This is a genomic window from Phycicoccus mangrovi (assembly GCF_018729305.1).
Lineage (GTDB): Bacteria > Actinomycetota > Actinomycetes > Actinomycetales > Dermatophilaceae > Phycicoccus > Phycicoccus jejuensis.
Genome location: NZ_JAHHWP010000016.1, coordinates 182,491 through 196,742 on the forward strand (window position 1 = coordinate 182,491; position 14,252 = coordinate 196,742).

The window sequence follows — 14,252 nt, forward strand, 5'->3', positions numbered from 1 at the left end:
CAGCCTGCCAGCGGCCGGCGGGTCGAGGTGAAACCCGACCACCAGGGGGTCGGACATCACCTCGACCCGTGTGTGGCTGCCTGCATCGAGGTGAAACCCGACCACCTGAAGGTCGGACATCACCTCGACCCGCGACGGCCAGGGGGTGAGGGGGATGTCGAGCCGCTGCTGGTCGCTCCCCATCTCGGAGCAACTGGGATGAGCGGTTCGCTGCGTCCCACCTCGGAGCAGCCGGGATGAGCGGGGGCTCCGGGCCGCTCGTCGACGCATCCGTCCGCTGATCCCGGTTGCGTCGGAGAGTGACGTAGAAGACCGCTCATCCCGATTGCTCCGAAGTGTGGGGCGAACGACAGCGGCCGCTCGGGTCGAGGTGTCCGGCCACCACCGGCGGCCGGCCGAATACCTCGACCCCGGTGTGGCTGCGGGCATCGAGGTGAAACGGGACCACCAGGGGGCCGGTCATCACCTCGACCCGGGTGGGGCTGCGGGCATCGAGGTGAAACGGGACCGCCAGAGGGTCGGTCATCACCTCGACCCGGGGGTGGCTGCGTGCGTCGAGGTGAAAAGGGACCGCCAGGGGGTCGGGCATCACCTCGACCCGGGGTGGCTGCGTGCATCGAGGTGAGACGCGACCGCGAGAGGGTCGGACGGACGACGGCGGCGGGCAGGACTCGTGTCTCCGCTCCGCCGCCGTCTGTCCGGGGCCCCATGCACCGAGGTGCACACCCGGGACGGTATCGGTCCGAGGATGGACCGCAGGGCCTCGTGCGCGACCTTTCTGCGCGCACGACGAAGCCCCCGGCGGCGAGAGGCGCCCGGGGGCTTCGTCCTGGGACGGCGCTCAGGCGCTGGCGTGGGCCGCGTCCCAGGCGGCGTACCCGCCGAGCACGTCCGACACGTCGGCGAAGCCCCGCGAGCGCAGGAGGCTCGTCGCGACCGAGCTGCGCCACCCGCCCGCGCAGAACGCGACGACCGGACGGGCCGGGTCGAGCTCCTCGCTGCGGCGGCCCAGCTCGGCGAGCGGGATATAACGGGCGCCCGGGATGGTGCCGTTCTCGAGCTCGCCCGCGTTGCGGACGTCGACGAGCTGCACGTCACCGCCCGCCGCGGCCTCGGCCACCTCGGTGACCGTGAGCCGGCTCGCCCGGCGCACGCGGTCGGCGTGAGCGAGGAGGAAGCCCTCGACGTCGGCGACGTACCCGACGACGTGGTCGAACCCGATGCGCGAGAAGCGCGTCGCGACCTCCTGCTCCTGACCCTCCGGGGCCATGACGACGATCTGCTGCTCCGGCTGGAAGACCATCCCGACGGTCTCGGCCATCCGCCCGTCGACCGGCACGTTGACCGCGCCCTCGAGGTGGGCGGCCGCGAACTCCTGCGGGTCGCGGGCGTCGTGGACGACGGCCCCGTCGGCGAGCGCCGCGTCGACCGCGTCCGCGTCGAGGGCCGGCACCGCCACGTCGAGCTCGCGTACGTCACGCTCACGACGGTTGAGGATCGCGTTGTAGACGAAGTACTCCGGCGCGGCGGGCTGGCCGGCGGTGACGACGGCGAGGAACTGCTCCTCCGTCATCGGCTGGCAGGCGTAGTTGAACCGGCGCTGCTCGCCGATCGTCGACTGCTTCTCGGTCGAGAGGTTCTTGCCGCACGCCGAGCCGGCGCCGTGGGCCGGGAAGACTCGCACGGCGTCGTCGAGACCCATGAGCCGGTGCTGGATCGAGTCGTAGAGCATCCGGCCGAGCTCGTCGGCGGTGACGCCGATCGAGGCGAGCAGGTCCGGTCGGCCGACGTCGCCGATGAAGAGGGCGTCGCCGGTGAGGACGCCGTACGCGACCTCGTCGTCGGCGTGCTCGAAGACGAGCACCGAGATCGACTCGGGGGTGTGCCCCGGCGTCGCCATGACCTGCAGCGTCACGTCCCCGAGCGGGATGCGCTCGCCGTCGGCGAGGTGGCGGACCTCGAAGTCGGCCTGCGCGGCCTCGCCGTAGCCGATCCAGGCGCCCGTCTCGCGAGCCAGCTCGAGGTGGCCGGAGACGAAGTCGGCGTGGAAGTGGGTGTTGACGACACCGACGATGGTCAGGCCGCGGGCCCGGGCGTCCTCGACGTACTCGGCGACGTCACGGCGGGGGTCGACGACGACCGCCTGCCCGGTGGTCTCGTCGGCGACGAGGTAGGAGGCCTGCGAGAGGCAGTCGAGGTAGTACTGGGTGAAGATCATCGGTCCTCCGGTCGGGAAGGGGGTGGTCGGGCCGTGGGGTCCCCGGGCGCGATACATACCCTAGGGGGTATTGCTAGGGCATGCAACCGCAGCCCGACATGCCGCATTCCCGCGACCCGGGGTGGGCCCGCCCCACAGGCGAACGGTCGGGTTGTGGGGCGCGCGCCCACGGAGTGCCCGCTGACCGGCGATTACGGTCGCCGAATCGGCAGGGGCGTCAACGGAATTCGTTGCAGCAATGGCGCGAGCGCCCCCCGGAGGAGGAACCCGTGCACCGTCGCCCAGTTCTCGCCGTGGCGAGCGCAGCCCTGATCCTGGCCCTCGCGGCCTGCGGCACCCCCGGGGAGCCCGGTGCCGACACCGGGGCCGGCTCGGGGTCGTCCGCGTCGAGCGGCCCCGTCGAGGTGGGGCTCGTCTATAGCAAGTCCGGCCCGCTCGCCACGTACGGCGAGCAGTACCGGCAGGGCTTCACGGCCGGCCTCGACTACGCCACCAAGGGCACGAACGCCGTGAACGGCCGTCAGGTCGAGGTCACCGAGCAGGACGACGCCGGCGACCCCGCCAAGGCCGTCGCCGCCGCCACCGACCTCATCGGGCAGGGCGTCAAGGTCCTCGCCGGCTCGACCTCGTCCGGCGTCGCCCTCCAGGTCGCGCCGCTGGCCAAGGACAACCAGGTCCTGTTCATCTCCGGCCCCGCGGCCGTCGACGCCGTCACCGGCGCCAACGAGTACACCTTCCGCTCCGGCCGCCAGACCTACCAGGACGTCGCGACCGCCGGGACGATGATCGGCGACGTCGAGGGCAAGAAGGTCACCGTCCTCGCCCAGGACAGCGCGTTCGGCAAGGCCAACGTCGCCGCCGTCACGAGCATCCTCGGCACGAAGGGCGCCACGGTCTCGGCCGTCGAGGTCCCCGCCGCCGCCACGGAGTTCACCCCGTTCGCGAGCAAGATCAAGGGTGAGGAGCCCGACCTGCTCTTCGTCGCGTGGGCCGGCGCCAACGCCACCCAGATGTGGACCTCGCTCTCGCAGCAGGGCGTCTTCGACGTGACGACCGTCGTCACCGGGCTCGACATCAAGCCGACGCACGCCCTGTTCGGCGAGTCCGCCACGAAGATCGACTTCCTCTCGCACTTCTTCGACGGTGCGGCCGACAACCCGGCCTACCAGGCGCTCGACGCCGGGATGAAGGAGCAGGGCGGCTCGGTCGACCTCTTCACGAACGACGGCTTCGTCGCCGCCCAGATGGTCGTCCACGCGCTCGAGAAGAGCACCGACGACACGAACGCGATGGTCACGGCCCTCGAGGGGTGGAGCTTCGAGGGGCCGAAGGGGCAGATGACCATCCGCCCCGAGGACCACGCCCTGCTGCAGCCGATGTTCACCGCGTCCCTCGAGAAGAGCGGCGACGGGTACACCGTCAAGCCCGGCGAGACCCTCGACCCGCAGGCCGTCGCCCCGCCGGTCAGCGCCTTCAAGTGATCGGCGCCGAGGCCGTCGGTTGGCAGGTCGGGGGTGCCCGCATCCTCGAGGACGTCAGCCTGACGGTCGGCGCCGGCGAGCTGGTCGGCATCATCGGCCCCAACGGCGCCGGCAAGTCCTCGCTCGTCAACGTCCTCTCGGGGGTGACCCGGCCCACGACCGGCCGGGTCACCCTCGACGGGGCCGACGTCAGCCGGGCGTCGGCCACCAAGCGCTCGCGGCTCGGGCTGGCCCGCTCGTTCCAGACCTCGGCCCTCTTCGACGGCCTGACCGCCGGCGAGAACGTGCGGCTGGCGGTCCAGGGCTCCGGGCCGTCCCCGGCGTCGCCCTTCCGCCGCGCGGCGTCCGTCGCCGCCGACCGGGTCGAGGCCCTCCTCGAGCGGGTCGGGATGGGCGGCACCGCCGACACGCTCGCCCGCGACCTGTCGCACGGCGGTCGCCGCAAGCTCGAGCTCGCGATGGCCCTCGCGTCCGACCCGCGCGCGCTGCTGCTCGACGAGCCGATGGCCGGCGTCTCCGCCGAGGACGTCGACGGGCTGACCGAGATCATCGGCCAGGTGCGCGACTCCGGCGTGGCCGTCGCGATGGTCGAGCACCACATGCACGTCGTCCTCGGGCTCGCCGACCGCGTCGCGGTGCTCCACCACGGCAGCCTCCTCGCCGTCGGCGCCCCCGACGAGGTGACCGCCGACGAGCGCGTCCAGCAGGCCTACCTGGGAGAAGCACTGTGACCAGCGTCCTCACCCTCGACGACGTGCACGTCCGCTACGGCGGCTCGCACGTCCTCCAGGGCGTCTCGTTCGAGGTGCCCGACACGGGCGTCACCGCGCTGCTCGGCCGCAACGGCGTCGGCAAGACGACGACGCTCAAGGCGGTCCTCGGCCTCGCGCCGCGCACCGGGGGGATCCGGCTGCGGGACCGCGACATCACCGGAGACCCCGTGCACCGCATCGTCGCCGGCGGCATCGGCTACGTCCCCGAGGACCGCGAGGTCTTCGGCGGGCTGACGGTCGACGAGAACCTGCGCCTCGTCGGCGGCAGCGTCGGTGCCGAGGCCCCGATCGTCGAGGAGCTCTTCCCCGACCTCCTCGCGCGCCGCGCGCAGAAGGCCGGCACGCTCTCGGGCGGGCAGCAGCAGATGGTCGCGCTCGCGCGGGTCCTGCTGCGCGAGAACGACCTCCTGCTCGTCGACGAGCCGACCAAGGGCCTCGCGCCGAAGCTCGTCACCGAGGTCGCGGACGTCCTGGCGCGCGTCGCCCGGACGACCCCCGTCCTCCTCGTCGAGCAGAACCTGCCGCTCGTGCGCCGCATCGCCGACACCGTCGTCGTCCTCGACGCCGGCCGCGTCGTGCACCGGGGCGAGGCGCGCGCCCTCGTCGAGGACCCGGAGCTGACGACGGAGCTGCTCGGCGTCTCGATGCGACGGGAGGAGGTGGCGTGAGCGACCTCGTCCTCATCCTCGTCACCGGGCTAGGGCTCGGGGCGCTGTACTTCCTCGCCGCGAGCGGCCTCTCGCTGGTCTACGGGCTCATGGGCGTCCTCAACTTCGCCCACGGCTCCTTCATGACGGCCGGCGCCTACGCCGCCTGGCTGACGATGGACGCGCTGCCCGCCTCGATGGCCGTCGGCCTGCGGCTGCTCGTCGCGGCGGTCGTGGCGGTGCTCGTCGGGGCCGCCGTCGGCGTGCTCGTCGAGGTCGTCCTCATCCGGCCGCTGTACCGGCACCACATCCAGCAGGTGCTCGTCACCGTCGGCCTGTCGCTGGCGAGCGTGGCTGCGGTGCAGGGCATCTGGGGGTCCGATCCCCACCCGGTCGCCAAGCCGCGGCTGCTGACCGGCACCGTCGAGGTGCTCGGGGCCCGGCTGCCGGTCGACCGGTTCCTCTACCTCGCCGTCGCGCTCGCCCTCTACGGCGGCCTGCTCGCGCTCCTCAACCACACCCGACTCGGGCTCGTCATCCGGGCCGGCGTGGAGAACCGCACGATGGTGCAGGCGCTCGGCATCGACGTCCGGCGCACCTTCACCGTGGTCTTCGGGCTCGGCGGCGCGGTCGCGGCCCTCGCGGGGGTCCTGTACTCGCAGTACGCCGGCACGGTGTCGCCGCTCCAGGGCGGGTCGCTCCTCATCTACGCGTTCATCGTCGTCGTCATCGGCGGGATGGGGTCGCTGACCGGCACCGCGGTCGCCGCCGTGGCGGTCGGGCTGGTGCAGCAGCTCGCGAACTACTACGCCGCCAGCGGGATCGGCGACCTCTCGGTCGTCCTGCTGCTGGCGCTCGTCCTCCTCCTGCGCCCGTCCTCGCTGAAAGGGGCCACCGCATGAGCGCCCGCCCGCTCCTCCGGGTCCTCCCGCCGGTCCTGCTCCTCGCGCTGCTCGCGTACCTGCCGTACCTGTCGGTGTCCGTGCCCGGGCTGCTGCCCGGCCGGGTCAACGGGCCCGGCTCGATGCAGCTGCTCGCGACGTGCCTCGTCTTCGCCGGGTTCGCGCTCAGCTACGACGTCGTCTTCGGGCGCACCGGCCTGCTGAGCTTCGGCCACGCCCTGTTCATCGCGGCCGGCAGCTACCTGCTCACCGTCTCGCTCGCCGAGTGGTCGATGCCGCTGCCGCTCGCGGTGCTCGTGGCCCTCGGCGGCACGACGCTGCTGGCCCTCGTCGTGGGGGCGGTCGCGCTCCGGGTCGGCGGCATCGCCTTCGCGATGGTCACCCTCGCCTTCGCGCAGGCGGCGTCCATCATCGTGCTGCGCGACCCGGCCGGCGTGACCGGCGGCGAGGAGGGCAAGGCGCTTGCGCGCGACGCCGTCCCGGACCTCCTCGTCGGGGTCGCCAACGCCCCCTACCGCTACTGGCTGGCGCTCGGGTTCCTCGTCGTCGCGGTCGTCGTCGTCCGGCTGCTCGTGCGCTCGCGCGCCGGGCACGCGATGGCGGCGGTGCGCGAGAACGAGGCCCGCGCCGCGGTGCTCGGCCTGTCGGTCTACCGGGTCAAGCTCCTCGCCCTCGTGGTGGGGTCCTTCCTCGGCGGGCTCGGCGGCGTCGTCCACGCCCTCGTGCTCGGCGGCTCCGGGCCGCACCTGACGACCGCCGAGTTCACGCTCTCGCTCCTCGTCATGGTCGTCCTCGGCGGCGCGGGCAGCACCTGGGGCGCGGTGGTCGGCGGCTTCCTCTACCACTACGCCGACGCCCGGCTCACCGAGGCGAGCGGCTCGGGCATCCTCGACTCGCTGCCCGGAGCGCTGCAGTCGGTGCTGTCGCAGCCGCTGTTCGTCCTCGGCGCGTTCTTCGTCGTCGTCGTCTACTTCGCCCCGAGCGGCCTGACCGGCCTCGGGGGCCGCCTCGTACGGAAGGGTGTGCGGACATGAGCATCGTCGACCCCGCGTTCGTCATCGAGCTGCCCGAGGGGCACCTCGCCGTCCACGACCTGACGACCGGGCCGGTGGCCGAGGACGCCGCCGTCGTCCTCGCGGTGCACGGCATCACGGCCAACGGGCTGTCGTGGCAGCGGGTCGCCGACGAGCTGGGCCGCCGCTGGCCCGGCGCCGTCCGGGTCCTCGCCCCCGACCTGCGCGGTCGCGCCGCGAGCGCCGGCGCCCCCGGTCCGTACGGGCTGGGCGTGCACGCCGACGACCTCGCCGGCATCGCGTCGGCCTTCGCGGCGGCGCCCGTGCTCGTCGGCCACTCGATGGGCGGCTTCGTCTCCGCGCTGGCGGCGGCCCGTCATCCGGAGCGGTTCTCGGGGGTCGTGCTCGTCGACGGCGGTCTCGCCTTCCCCGCCCCGCCGGACCTCGACGTCGACGCCGCGCTCCAGGCGGTCATCGGGCCGGCGATGCAGCGGCTGTCGATGCGCTTCGCGTCCGCCGACGAGTACCTCGCGTTCTGGGACGCCCACCCCGCGCTCGGCCCGGTGCTGCGCGGTCCTGCCGGGGATGCGGCCCGCCGCTACGTGCTCGCCGACCTCGTCGAGGACGGCGACGGCGGATGGCGCAGCTCGTGCGTCCTCGACGCCGTCCGGGCCGACGGGGCCGACGTGCTCGCCGACCCCGAGACGCACGGCGCGGCGCGCCTGGCCGTCGAGCGCGGCCTCCCGGTCGAGCTCGTGTGGGCGCACCGGGGGCTGATGGCCGAGCCGCAGGGCCTCTACGACCCGCAGCGCCTCGCCGCCCTCGACCTGCCGGACGCCCTGCGCACCACCGCCGTCGACGGCGACCACTACTCGGTCGTGCTCGAGCCGGCCGGCGTCACCGCCGTCGCCGACGCCGTCGAGCGGATGCTCCCGCCGTCCCCCTGACGCCCGGCCCCACCCCGCACCCCCACCCGGGCCCCCACCGCGAACGCGTGTGAAATCGCCGGGGACCCCCGGCGATTTCACACACGTTCGCGAGGGAACGGGGGAACGGGGGAGTCAGTCGGCGGCGAGGAGGTCGCGCATCCGCAGCGCGAGCTGGAGCTCGAGCGAGCGCTCCGGCTCCTGCCAGCCCTCGCCGAGCAGCGCGCCGATCCGGTCGAGGCGCTGCGCGACGGTGTTGACGTGGACGTGCAGCCGGGTCGCGGCGTGCCGCGGCGAGCGGCCGGCGGCGAACCACGCGGCCAGCGTGCCGACGAGGTCGGTCCCTCGTCGGGCGTCGTAGTCGAGCAGCGCCCCGAGCTCGTGCGTCACGTAGGCCGACACGTCGGGGTCGGAGCCGACGATGAGCCCGGCGAACCCCAGCTGGGTCGCGGCCGCCCCTTCGCCGCGCCGGCCGAGGGCGACGAGCGCGGCGACGGTGCGCGTCGCCTCCTCGTGCGCGGCCGGGATCGCGTCGACGCCGGTCAGCGGGCCGACGCCGGCGACCGTGACGTCGCCGCGGCGGCCGACGCGGGTGGCCATCGAGCGGGCAAGGGCGCCGGCGTCGCCGCCGGGGACGAGCGCGACGACGTCGCCGTCCTGGACCCCGACGAGGCCGCCCTCGCCGGCGGCGGCGGAGGCCGACAGGGCCAGCGCGCGCGTGGAGGAGGTCGCGTCCCCGCGCAGGACGAGGAGGCAGTTCGGCGCCTCGGGGTCGGCGCCCGTCGTCCGGACCAGCTGGACGCGGTCCTGCGCCGGGCCGCGCGCCGCGAGCAGCTCGGCGACGACGCGGTTGCGCGCGGCCTGCCGCGAGTCCGCGGCCTGGCGCTCGAAGAGCAGGACGAGGGCGGTGACGACGCCGGCCCGCTCGACGGTGCGCCGGTCGGCGTCGGTGAGGTCGCCGGTGCCGCCGACGTAGAGCGTCGCGAGGTGCTCGTCGCCCGTCGCGACGGCCAGGCCGTGCACGCCGTCGCGCGTCACGAGGCGGCCGGCCCGCAGGTCGGGGAAGTCCTCGGGGACGACGGCCCCCGGTGTCGTGCTGCGGACCGTCCCGTCCTCGTCGACGAGCGCCGCCCACCCACCGAGGAGGTCGGCGAGGGCGTGCGTGAGGTCCTCGGTGCCGCCGCCGCCGAGGACGAGGGAGGCGAAGCGGTCGTGGGCCGCTGCGGCCTTCTCGATGCCGTCGGCGTACTGCCGCACCGTCTCGTGCGCCTCCGAGAGCGCGGCGAGCGCCGACTCCGCGTCGGCGAGCGCGCGCGTCTGGACGAGGGTGACGGCCGCGAGCGTCGCGAGGTTGCCGAGCAGCGCGACCTCCTCGCGGGTGAACGGCCGCGGGGTGCGGTTGGCCGCGAACAGGACGCCGACGAAGGTGTTCTCGACGAGCAGGGGGGTCCCGCAGATGGCGATGATGCCCTCCTCCGACACCGCGCCGTCGATGTCGGAGGTGTGCACGAAGCGCTCGTCGTTCCAGTAGTCGGCCGTCCAGTACGGCTTGCGCGTCGACGCGACGAGCCCCCCGAGGCCGGCGCCGAGCTCGAGGCGCACCGACTGGAACGCGGCCGAGACCGAGCCGTCGGTGGCCCGCATGTAGGTGTCGCCGTGCTCGGGGTCGTGGAGGGTCAGGTACGTGAGGTCCGTGCCGAGCAGCGCGCGGGCCCGCCGCACGATGGCGTCGAGCACCTGTGCGGTGTCGCTCTCGCTCGCAAGGGCGCGGGCGGTCTCGAGCAGCGCCGACAGGCCCGCCTCCCGCCGCTGGTGCACCTCGCGGGCGGCGGCCACCCGGACGGCGAGCTCGCGGGCGGCGGCGGGCGCCGGCACGGCCGCGACCTCGGCGACGGTCGCGTCGTCGGCCAGCAGGGCGAGGAGCCGCAGCGCCCCGTCTTGCTCCCCACCGGGCTGCGCTGCGTCCGTCATCCCGTCGATGGTAGGCAACGTCTCGGCGTCCGAGGCGCTCAGTGCGCGGTCCAGCCGCCGTCCATCGTGAACGCGGACCCGTTGACCGAGGCCGACGCCGGGCCGCAGAGGAAGAGGGCGAGCTCGGCGACCTCCGCCGGCTCGACGAGGCGCTTGACGGCGACCGGCTCGAGCATCACGGTCTCGAGCACCTCGTCCTCGGAGATGCCGTGCGAGCGGGCCTGGTCGGCCACCTGCTTCTCGACGAGCGGCGTCCGCACGTAGGCCGGGTTGAGGCAGTTGGACGTGACGCCCTTCGGGCCGCCCTCCAGCGCGACGACCTTCGAGAGCCCCTCGAGCCCGTGCTTGGCGGACACGTACGCGGCCTTGTACGCGCTGGCCCGCAGGCCGTGGACGCTCGAGACGTTGACGACCCGGCCCCAGCCGCGGTCGTACATGTGCGGCAGCGACTGGCGGACCAGCCGGAAGGGGGCGCGCAGCATCAGGTCGAGGATGAGGTCGAAGCGCTCGACGGGGAAGTCCTCGATCGGGCTCACGTGCTGGATGCCGGCGTTGTTGACGAGGACGTCGACGTCGGTAGGCAGGCCACCGAGGGCGTCGAGGTCGCTGAGGTCGACGACGTGCGGCTGCATCCCCGCGACGGCGCCGAGGCGCTCCAGGCCCGCGGCGTCGCGGTCGACGGCGTGCACCTTCGCGCCGGCCCCGGCGAGGGCGAGGGCGACGGCCTCGCCGATGCCGCTCGCGGCGCCGGTGACGAGGGCGGTGCGGCCGTCGAGGTCGACGGCCGGGGTGCTGCTGGCTGCGGTCATGGTGCTCGACAGTAGGGACGAGGACCGCCACGCCCGGTGTGTGCGCGTCACACATTGCCGGCGGGGCGGTGGTGCGCGGCGACCGTCGTCGACGACCGGGCGGCATCGCTACCCCTGGGGGTATACGATGGGCGGGTCCCACACCGTCCATCCGGGAGCCCCGATGCGTCTGCGCCGTCTCGCCACGGTCCTCGTCCTCACCGTCCTCGCCACCGGCGCGCTCGCGGCCTGCGGCTCCGACGGCCCGCAGGTGAGCGCCACCGCCGGCGCGGCGGCCACCGCGGCGCCGAGCGCCGGCGCGCACCTCGACGCGGCGCAGTTCGCGGCCGCGCTCAAGCGCCCCGGGACGACGGTCCTCGACGTGCGCACGCCGGGCGAGTTCGCGCAGGGGCACCTGCCGGGCGCCGTCAACCTCGACATCGAGGGCGCCGACTTCGGCGCGCGGATGGCGCAGCTCGACCCGGCCGGCGCCTACGCCGTGTACTGCCGCTCGGGCAATCGCAGCGGGGTGGCGCTCGAGGCGATGGCGCAGTCGGGCTTCACCGGGGCCTACGACCTCGCCGGCGGCATCGGCGCCTGGCAGCAGGCCGGCGGCGAGGTCGTCACCGGCTGAGCCCGGCCCGCTCTTCGGGGTGACCGCGCGCGCGTCACCCCGGTTCGTCAGCGAGACCCCGGCTCCGAGCCGGGGTCTCGTGGACATTTCGGGGTCACCCCGAAAAGACGAGGCCACGGGCGGTCACGGTTCGGACACGACCGACCCGCATCCGTTGACGGCCCACCGGCGGGCGGGGAGATACTGGCGAGGTGACGGATGGGAGCGCTCCCACGCTGACGGGACCCCCTGTGCCCGGTCAGCGTCCGCACCCGTCCGGCGACCGTGCCGCGACCGACAGGGAACCCGGTCGCGGCACGGGAGCCGGACGGCCTCCCACCCTCGCCGAGGTCGCGGCCCATGCGGGGGTGGGCCGCGGCACCGCCTCCCGGGTGCTCAACGACTCCCCGCACGTCAGCCCCGCCGCCCGGGACGCCGTGCTCGCGGCGGTCGCCGAGCTCGGCTACGTGCCCAACCGCGCGGCCCGCTCGCTCGTCACCCGGCGCACCGACACCGTCGTCCTCGTCGTCTCCGAGCCCGAGGAGCGGGTGTTCGGGGAGCCCTACTTCGCCGGCATCGTCCGCGGCATCGGGGAGCGGCTGGCCGAGGCCGGCCTCCAGCTCGTGCTGACGATGGCCGGCGCCGCCGGCGGGCACGAGCGGGCCGCGGCCTACCTCACCGAGCAGCACGTCGACGGCGTGCTCCTGCTGTCGCTGCACGCCGAGGACCCCCTGCCGTCGCTGCTCGAGGCCCGCGGCGTGCCGACCGTCTGCGGCGGCAGCCCGGCGACGAGCCGGCCGGCGTACCTCGTCGACATCGACAACCTCGCCGGCGGCCGCAGCGCCGTCGACCACCTCGTCGCGACCGGACGGCGCCGCCTCGCCGTGCTCGCCGGCCCGCAGGACATGTCCTCCGGACGCGACCGGCTCGTGGGCGCGCTCGACGCCGCCGAGGCCGCGGGCATCGACCGGGCCGAGGTGGCGGTCGCCGTCGGCGACTACTCCGAGGAGAGCGGCCGGCGCGCGATGGCCGAGGTGCTCGCGGCGGGCCCGCCCCCGGACGGGGTGTTCGCCGCCTCGGACCTCATGGCCGTCGGCGCGCTGCGGGTCCTGCGCGAGGCAGGCCTCGACGTGCCCACCGACGTCGGGCTCGTCGGCTTCGACGACGCCGCGGTCTGCCGCCACACCGACCCCGAGCTGACGAGTGTCCGCCAGCCCGTGGCGCGGATGGGGCGGGTCATGGTCGAGGTGCTGCTCGGGCGCATCGCGGGGCGCGAGGTGCCGCCCGACACCGTGCTGCAGACGCGCCTCGTCGTCAGGGGCTCGACGGCCCGCTGACGAGCAGTCCCGCGAGGGCCAGCCGCCGCCGCAGCCCCGGCGCCAGGGCATCCGGGGCCACCCGGCCGTCGAGCACCGCGGCGACGTCGTCGGCCTCGGTGGCCCCGAACGACGTCCGGCCGACCCGGGTGACGAGCGTCGTGCCCTCCCACCGCTCGGCCAGCCCCGCGCGGACCCGCCAGCGCGGGCCGACCTCGGCGTCGGCGGCGGCGTGCTGAGAGAGGACGCCGAGGGGTTCGGCGCGCTCCGCGGCCCGCGCACGCCGGGCCAGGGCTGCCGCGAGGTCCTCGTCGCTCACGGCATCGAGCGCGGCGACGACGCTGTCGCGCACCGCGGCCCGTGCGGCGGCGGCGGTCGCCGGGTCGAGCACGTCGACGCCCGGCGGCAGTGCCCGGCGCAGCGCGAGGTCGTCGTCGAGGACGCGCCCGGCGGCGGCCAGCAGGTCGTCGGCGAGGATGCGGCCGGTCCAGACGTGGACGCCGAAGGTCAGGTGGATGCTCGTGCCGCCGAGGGCGGTCGCGGAGTGCAGCCAGCCGCGCGGCAGGTAGAGGCAGTCGCCGGGGGCGAGGACGGCGTCGACGACCGGCTCCTGCTCGGCGGCGGCGCGCACCTCGTCGCGGCGGTCGGTCCACGGCTGCCCGCGCAGCGGGGCCTCGAGGACGGGCGGCCGCACGCGCCAGTGCTTCTCGCCGGACACCTGGACGACGAAGACGTCGTGCACGTCGTAGTGGTCGTCGAAGCCGCGGTTCTGCGGCGGCGTGACGTAGGCGTTGACCTGCACCGGGTGGCCCAGCGCCATCGAGAGCCCGCGGGCGGTGTCGGACACCGGGGCCCACGTGCGGTGCAGCCCCTGGAGGACGATCGTCGCGCCGTCGGCGAAGTGCCGCAGGACGCGGTCCTCGCTCACCTGGTCGGTGATGCTCGCGCCGACCCCGCCGCCGAGGGTCAGCTCGCGCGCCTCGAGGGTCGTGCCCTCCTTGGCCATCCGCAGGAACGGCGTGCGCAGCCCGCGCCGGGAGAGCAGCTCGTCGACCGCGTCGGGGCCGAAGCCGTGCGTCGGGGCGGGCAGGTCGGCCGCGCGGGACAGCAGTGGCGCGCGGTCCCAGTGCTCGGCCGCGAAGCGCTCGGGGGGCAGCGCGACGAACGGCCCGAGCCCCCGGTCGGTCCCCGAGGGGAGCGCGGCCGGGGGCCCGGGGTGGTGCGCGTCGGTCATCAGGACCCGTCGGCCCCGCCGTCGGCGCCACCGTCCTGCTCACCGGGCGTGCCCGGCTCGCCGGCACCGCTGTCGGCCGGACCCTCGGCGTCGCCGTCGGCCCCGCCGTCGGCGCCACCGTCCTGCTCACCGGGCGTGCCCGGCTCGCCGGCACCGCTGTCGGCCGGACCCTCGGCGTCGCCGTCGGCCCCGCCGTCCTCCTGGCCGGGGACGGTCTCCTGGCCCGCGCCGCTGTCGGCCGGGCCCTCGGCGCCGGCGCCGCCGTCGGCGCCGCCGTCGTGCTCGCCGGGGAGGCCGGGCTCGCCGGCGTCGCTGTCGGCCGGTCCTTCGGTCGGGTTCTCGCTCATCGTGCCCACCCTTTCGCCGGGGC

At 75.0% G+C, this 14,252-nt stretch carries 14 protein-coding genes; 8 read left to right on the forward strand and 6 right to left on the reverse strand.

Annotated features, from left to right (window positions below):
* Window positions 1–316: 316 nt before the first annotated feature.
* Together KMZ30_RS15400 and KMZ30_RS15405 are read right to left on the reverse strand one after the other, a co-directional pair.
* On the reverse strand, window positions 317–589 hold the full coding sequence (locus KMZ30_RS15400; RefSeq protein ID WP_215513174.1) for a hypothetical protein: 273 nt from the start codon (window positions 587–589) through the stop codon (window positions 317–319).
* 252 nt (window positions 590–841) lie between these two features.
* Window positions 842–2,218: an MBL fold metallo-hydrolase gene (locus tag KMZ30_RS15405; protein WP_215513173.1), complete on the reverse strand. Its 1,377-nt coding sequence runs from the start codon at window positions 2,216–2,218 to the stop codon at window positions 842–844.
* A 269-nt stretch (window positions 2,219–2,487) separates the two neighbouring features.
* On the opposite strand from KMZ30_RS15405, the gene KMZ30_RS15410 reads away from it, so the two are divergent.
* From KMZ30_RS15410 to KMZ30_RS15435, 6 genes are read left to right on the forward strand one after another with little or no spacing between them, the layout of a single operon-like run.
* A complete protein-coding gene (locus KMZ30_RS15410) occupies window positions 2,488–3,699 on the forward strand; it encodes a substrate-binding domain-containing protein (RefSeq protein WP_215513172.1) in 1,212 nt (403 codons plus the stop codon).
* Entirely contained in the window at window positions 3,696–4,430 is a 735-nt protein-coding gene (locus KMZ30_RS15415) for an ABC transporter ATP-binding protein (RefSeq protein WP_207022180.1), read from the forward strand. Before KMZ30_RS15410 ends, KMZ30_RS15415 begins: the two co-directional genes overlap by 4 nt.
* On the forward strand, window positions 4,427–5,140 hold the full coding sequence (locus KMZ30_RS15420) for an ABC transporter ATP-binding protein (protein WP_215513171.1): 714 nt from the start codon (window positions 4,427–4,429) through the stop codon (window positions 5,138–5,140). Before KMZ30_RS15415 ends, KMZ30_RS15420 begins: the two co-directional genes overlap by 4 nt.
* Window positions 5,137–6,021 carry a branched-chain amino acid ABC transporter permease gene (locus KMZ30_RS15425; protein ID WP_215513170.1) on the forward strand — a complete coding sequence of 295 codons (885 nt, stop codon included), beginning with the start codon at window positions 5,137–5,139 and terminating at the stop codon, window positions 6,019–6,021. Before KMZ30_RS15420 ends, KMZ30_RS15425 begins: the two co-directional genes overlap by 4 nt.
* Complete coding sequence (locus tag KMZ30_RS15430) at window positions 6,018–7,055, forward strand: branched-chain amino acid ABC transporter permease (protein ID WP_207022183.1); 1,038 nt, start codon at window positions 6,018–6,020, stop codon at window positions 7,053–7,055. Before KMZ30_RS15425 ends, KMZ30_RS15430 begins: the two co-directional genes overlap by 4 nt.
* The gene (locus tag KMZ30_RS15435; protein ID WP_215513169.1) at window positions 7,052–7,981 is read left to right on the forward strand and encodes an alpha/beta hydrolase; all 930 of its coding nucleotides are present in this window, start codon (window positions 7,052–7,054) and stop codon (window positions 7,979–7,981) included. The genes KMZ30_RS15430 and KMZ30_RS15435 overlap by 4 nt, the downstream gene beginning before the upstream one ends.
* A 114-nt stretch (window positions 7,982–8,095) precedes the next feature.
* Here the strand turns inward: KMZ30_RS15435 and KMZ30_RS15440 are convergent, their stop codons facing one another.
* The gene (locus KMZ30_RS15440; RefSeq protein ID WP_215513168.1) at window positions 8,096–9,931 is read right to left on the reverse strand and encodes a helix-turn-helix domain-containing protein; all 1,836 of its coding nucleotides are present in this window, start codon (window positions 9,929–9,931) and stop codon (window positions 8,096–8,098) included.
* A 38-nt stretch (window positions 9,932–9,969) separates the two neighbouring features.
* On the reverse strand, window positions 9,970–10,740 hold the full coding sequence (locus tag KMZ30_RS15445; RefSeq protein WP_215513167.1) for a 3-hydroxybutyrate dehydrogenase: 771 nt from the start codon (window positions 10,738–10,740) through the stop codon (window positions 9,970–9,972).
* 163 nt (window positions 10,741–10,903) lie between these two features.
* Here KMZ30_RS15445 and KMZ30_RS15450 point away from each other — a divergent pair, with 163 nt between their 5' ends.
* Window positions 10,904–11,353, forward strand: coding sequence for a rhodanese-like domain-containing protein (locus tag KMZ30_RS15450; RefSeq protein ID WP_215513166.1), 450 nt, complete (start codon window positions 10,904–10,906; stop codon window positions 11,351–11,353).
* A 230-nt stretch (window positions 11,354–11,583) separates the two neighbouring features.
* On the forward strand, window positions 11,584–12,669 hold the full coding sequence (locus tag KMZ30_RS15455) for a LacI family DNA-binding transcriptional regulator (protein ID WP_308284332.1): 1,086 nt from the start codon (window positions 11,584–11,586) through the stop codon (window positions 12,667–12,669).
* On the opposite strand, the gene KMZ30_RS15460 is transcribed toward KMZ30_RS15455, so the two are convergent.
* Both KMZ30_RS15460 and KMZ30_RS15465 read right to left on the reverse strand, forming a co-directional pair.
* A complete protein-coding gene (locus KMZ30_RS15460; RefSeq protein WP_215513165.1) occupies window positions 12,647–13,882 on the reverse strand; it encodes a cupin domain-containing protein in 1,236 nt (411 codons plus the stop codon). The two genes, KMZ30_RS15455 and KMZ30_RS15460, sit on opposite strands and share 23 nt — an antisense overlap.
* On the reverse strand, window positions 13,882–14,229 hold the full coding sequence (locus KMZ30_RS15465; RefSeq protein WP_215513164.1) for a hypothetical protein: 348 nt from the start codon (window positions 14,227–14,229) through the stop codon (window positions 13,882–13,884). The genes KMZ30_RS15460 and KMZ30_RS15465 overlap by 1 nt, the downstream gene beginning before the upstream one ends.
* Window positions 14,230–14,252: the final 23 nt, after the last annotated feature.

What these genes read in the sequence shown, in the direction of transcription:
- KMZ30_RS15400 (WP_215513174.1), bottom strand. Translation starts at nt 589, where the DNA reads ATGCCCGACCCCCTGGCGGTCCCTTTTCACCTCGACGCACGCAGCCAC.
- KMZ30_RS15405 (WP_215513173.1), bottom strand. Translation starts at nt 2,218, where the DNA reads ATGATCTTCACCCAGTACTACCTCGACTGCCTCTCGCAGGCCTCCTAC.
- KMZ30_RS15430 (WP_207022183.1), top strand. Translation starts at nt 6,018, where the DNA reads ATGAGCGCCCGCCCGCTCCTCCGGGTCCTCCCGCCGGTCCTGCTCCTC.
- KMZ30_RS15435 (WP_215513169.1), top strand. Translation starts at nt 7,052, where the DNA reads ATGAGCATCGTCGACCCCGCGTTCGTCATCGAGCTGCCCGAGGGGCAC.
- KMZ30_RS15440 (WP_215513168.1), bottom strand. Translation starts at nt 9,931, where the DNA reads ATGACGGACGCAGCGCAGCCCGGTGGGGAGCAAGACGGGGCGCTGCGG.
- KMZ30_RS15445 (WP_215513167.1), bottom strand. Translation starts at nt 10,740, where the DNA reads ATGACCGCAGCCAGCAGCACCCCGGCCGTCGACCTCGACGGCCGCACC.
- KMZ30_RS15450 (WP_215513166.1), top strand. Translation starts at nt 10,904, where the DNA reads ATGCGTCTGCGCCGTCTCGCCACGGTCCTCGTCCTCACCGTCCTCGCC.
- KMZ30_RS15460 (WP_215513165.1), bottom strand. Translation starts at nt 13,882, where the DNA reads ATGACCGACGCGCACCACCCCGGGCCCCCGGCCGCGCTCCCCTCGGGG.
- KMZ30_RS15465 (WP_215513164.1), bottom strand. Translation starts at nt 14,229, where the DNA reads ATGAGCGAGAACCCGACCGAAGGACCGGCCGACAGCGACGCCGGCGAG.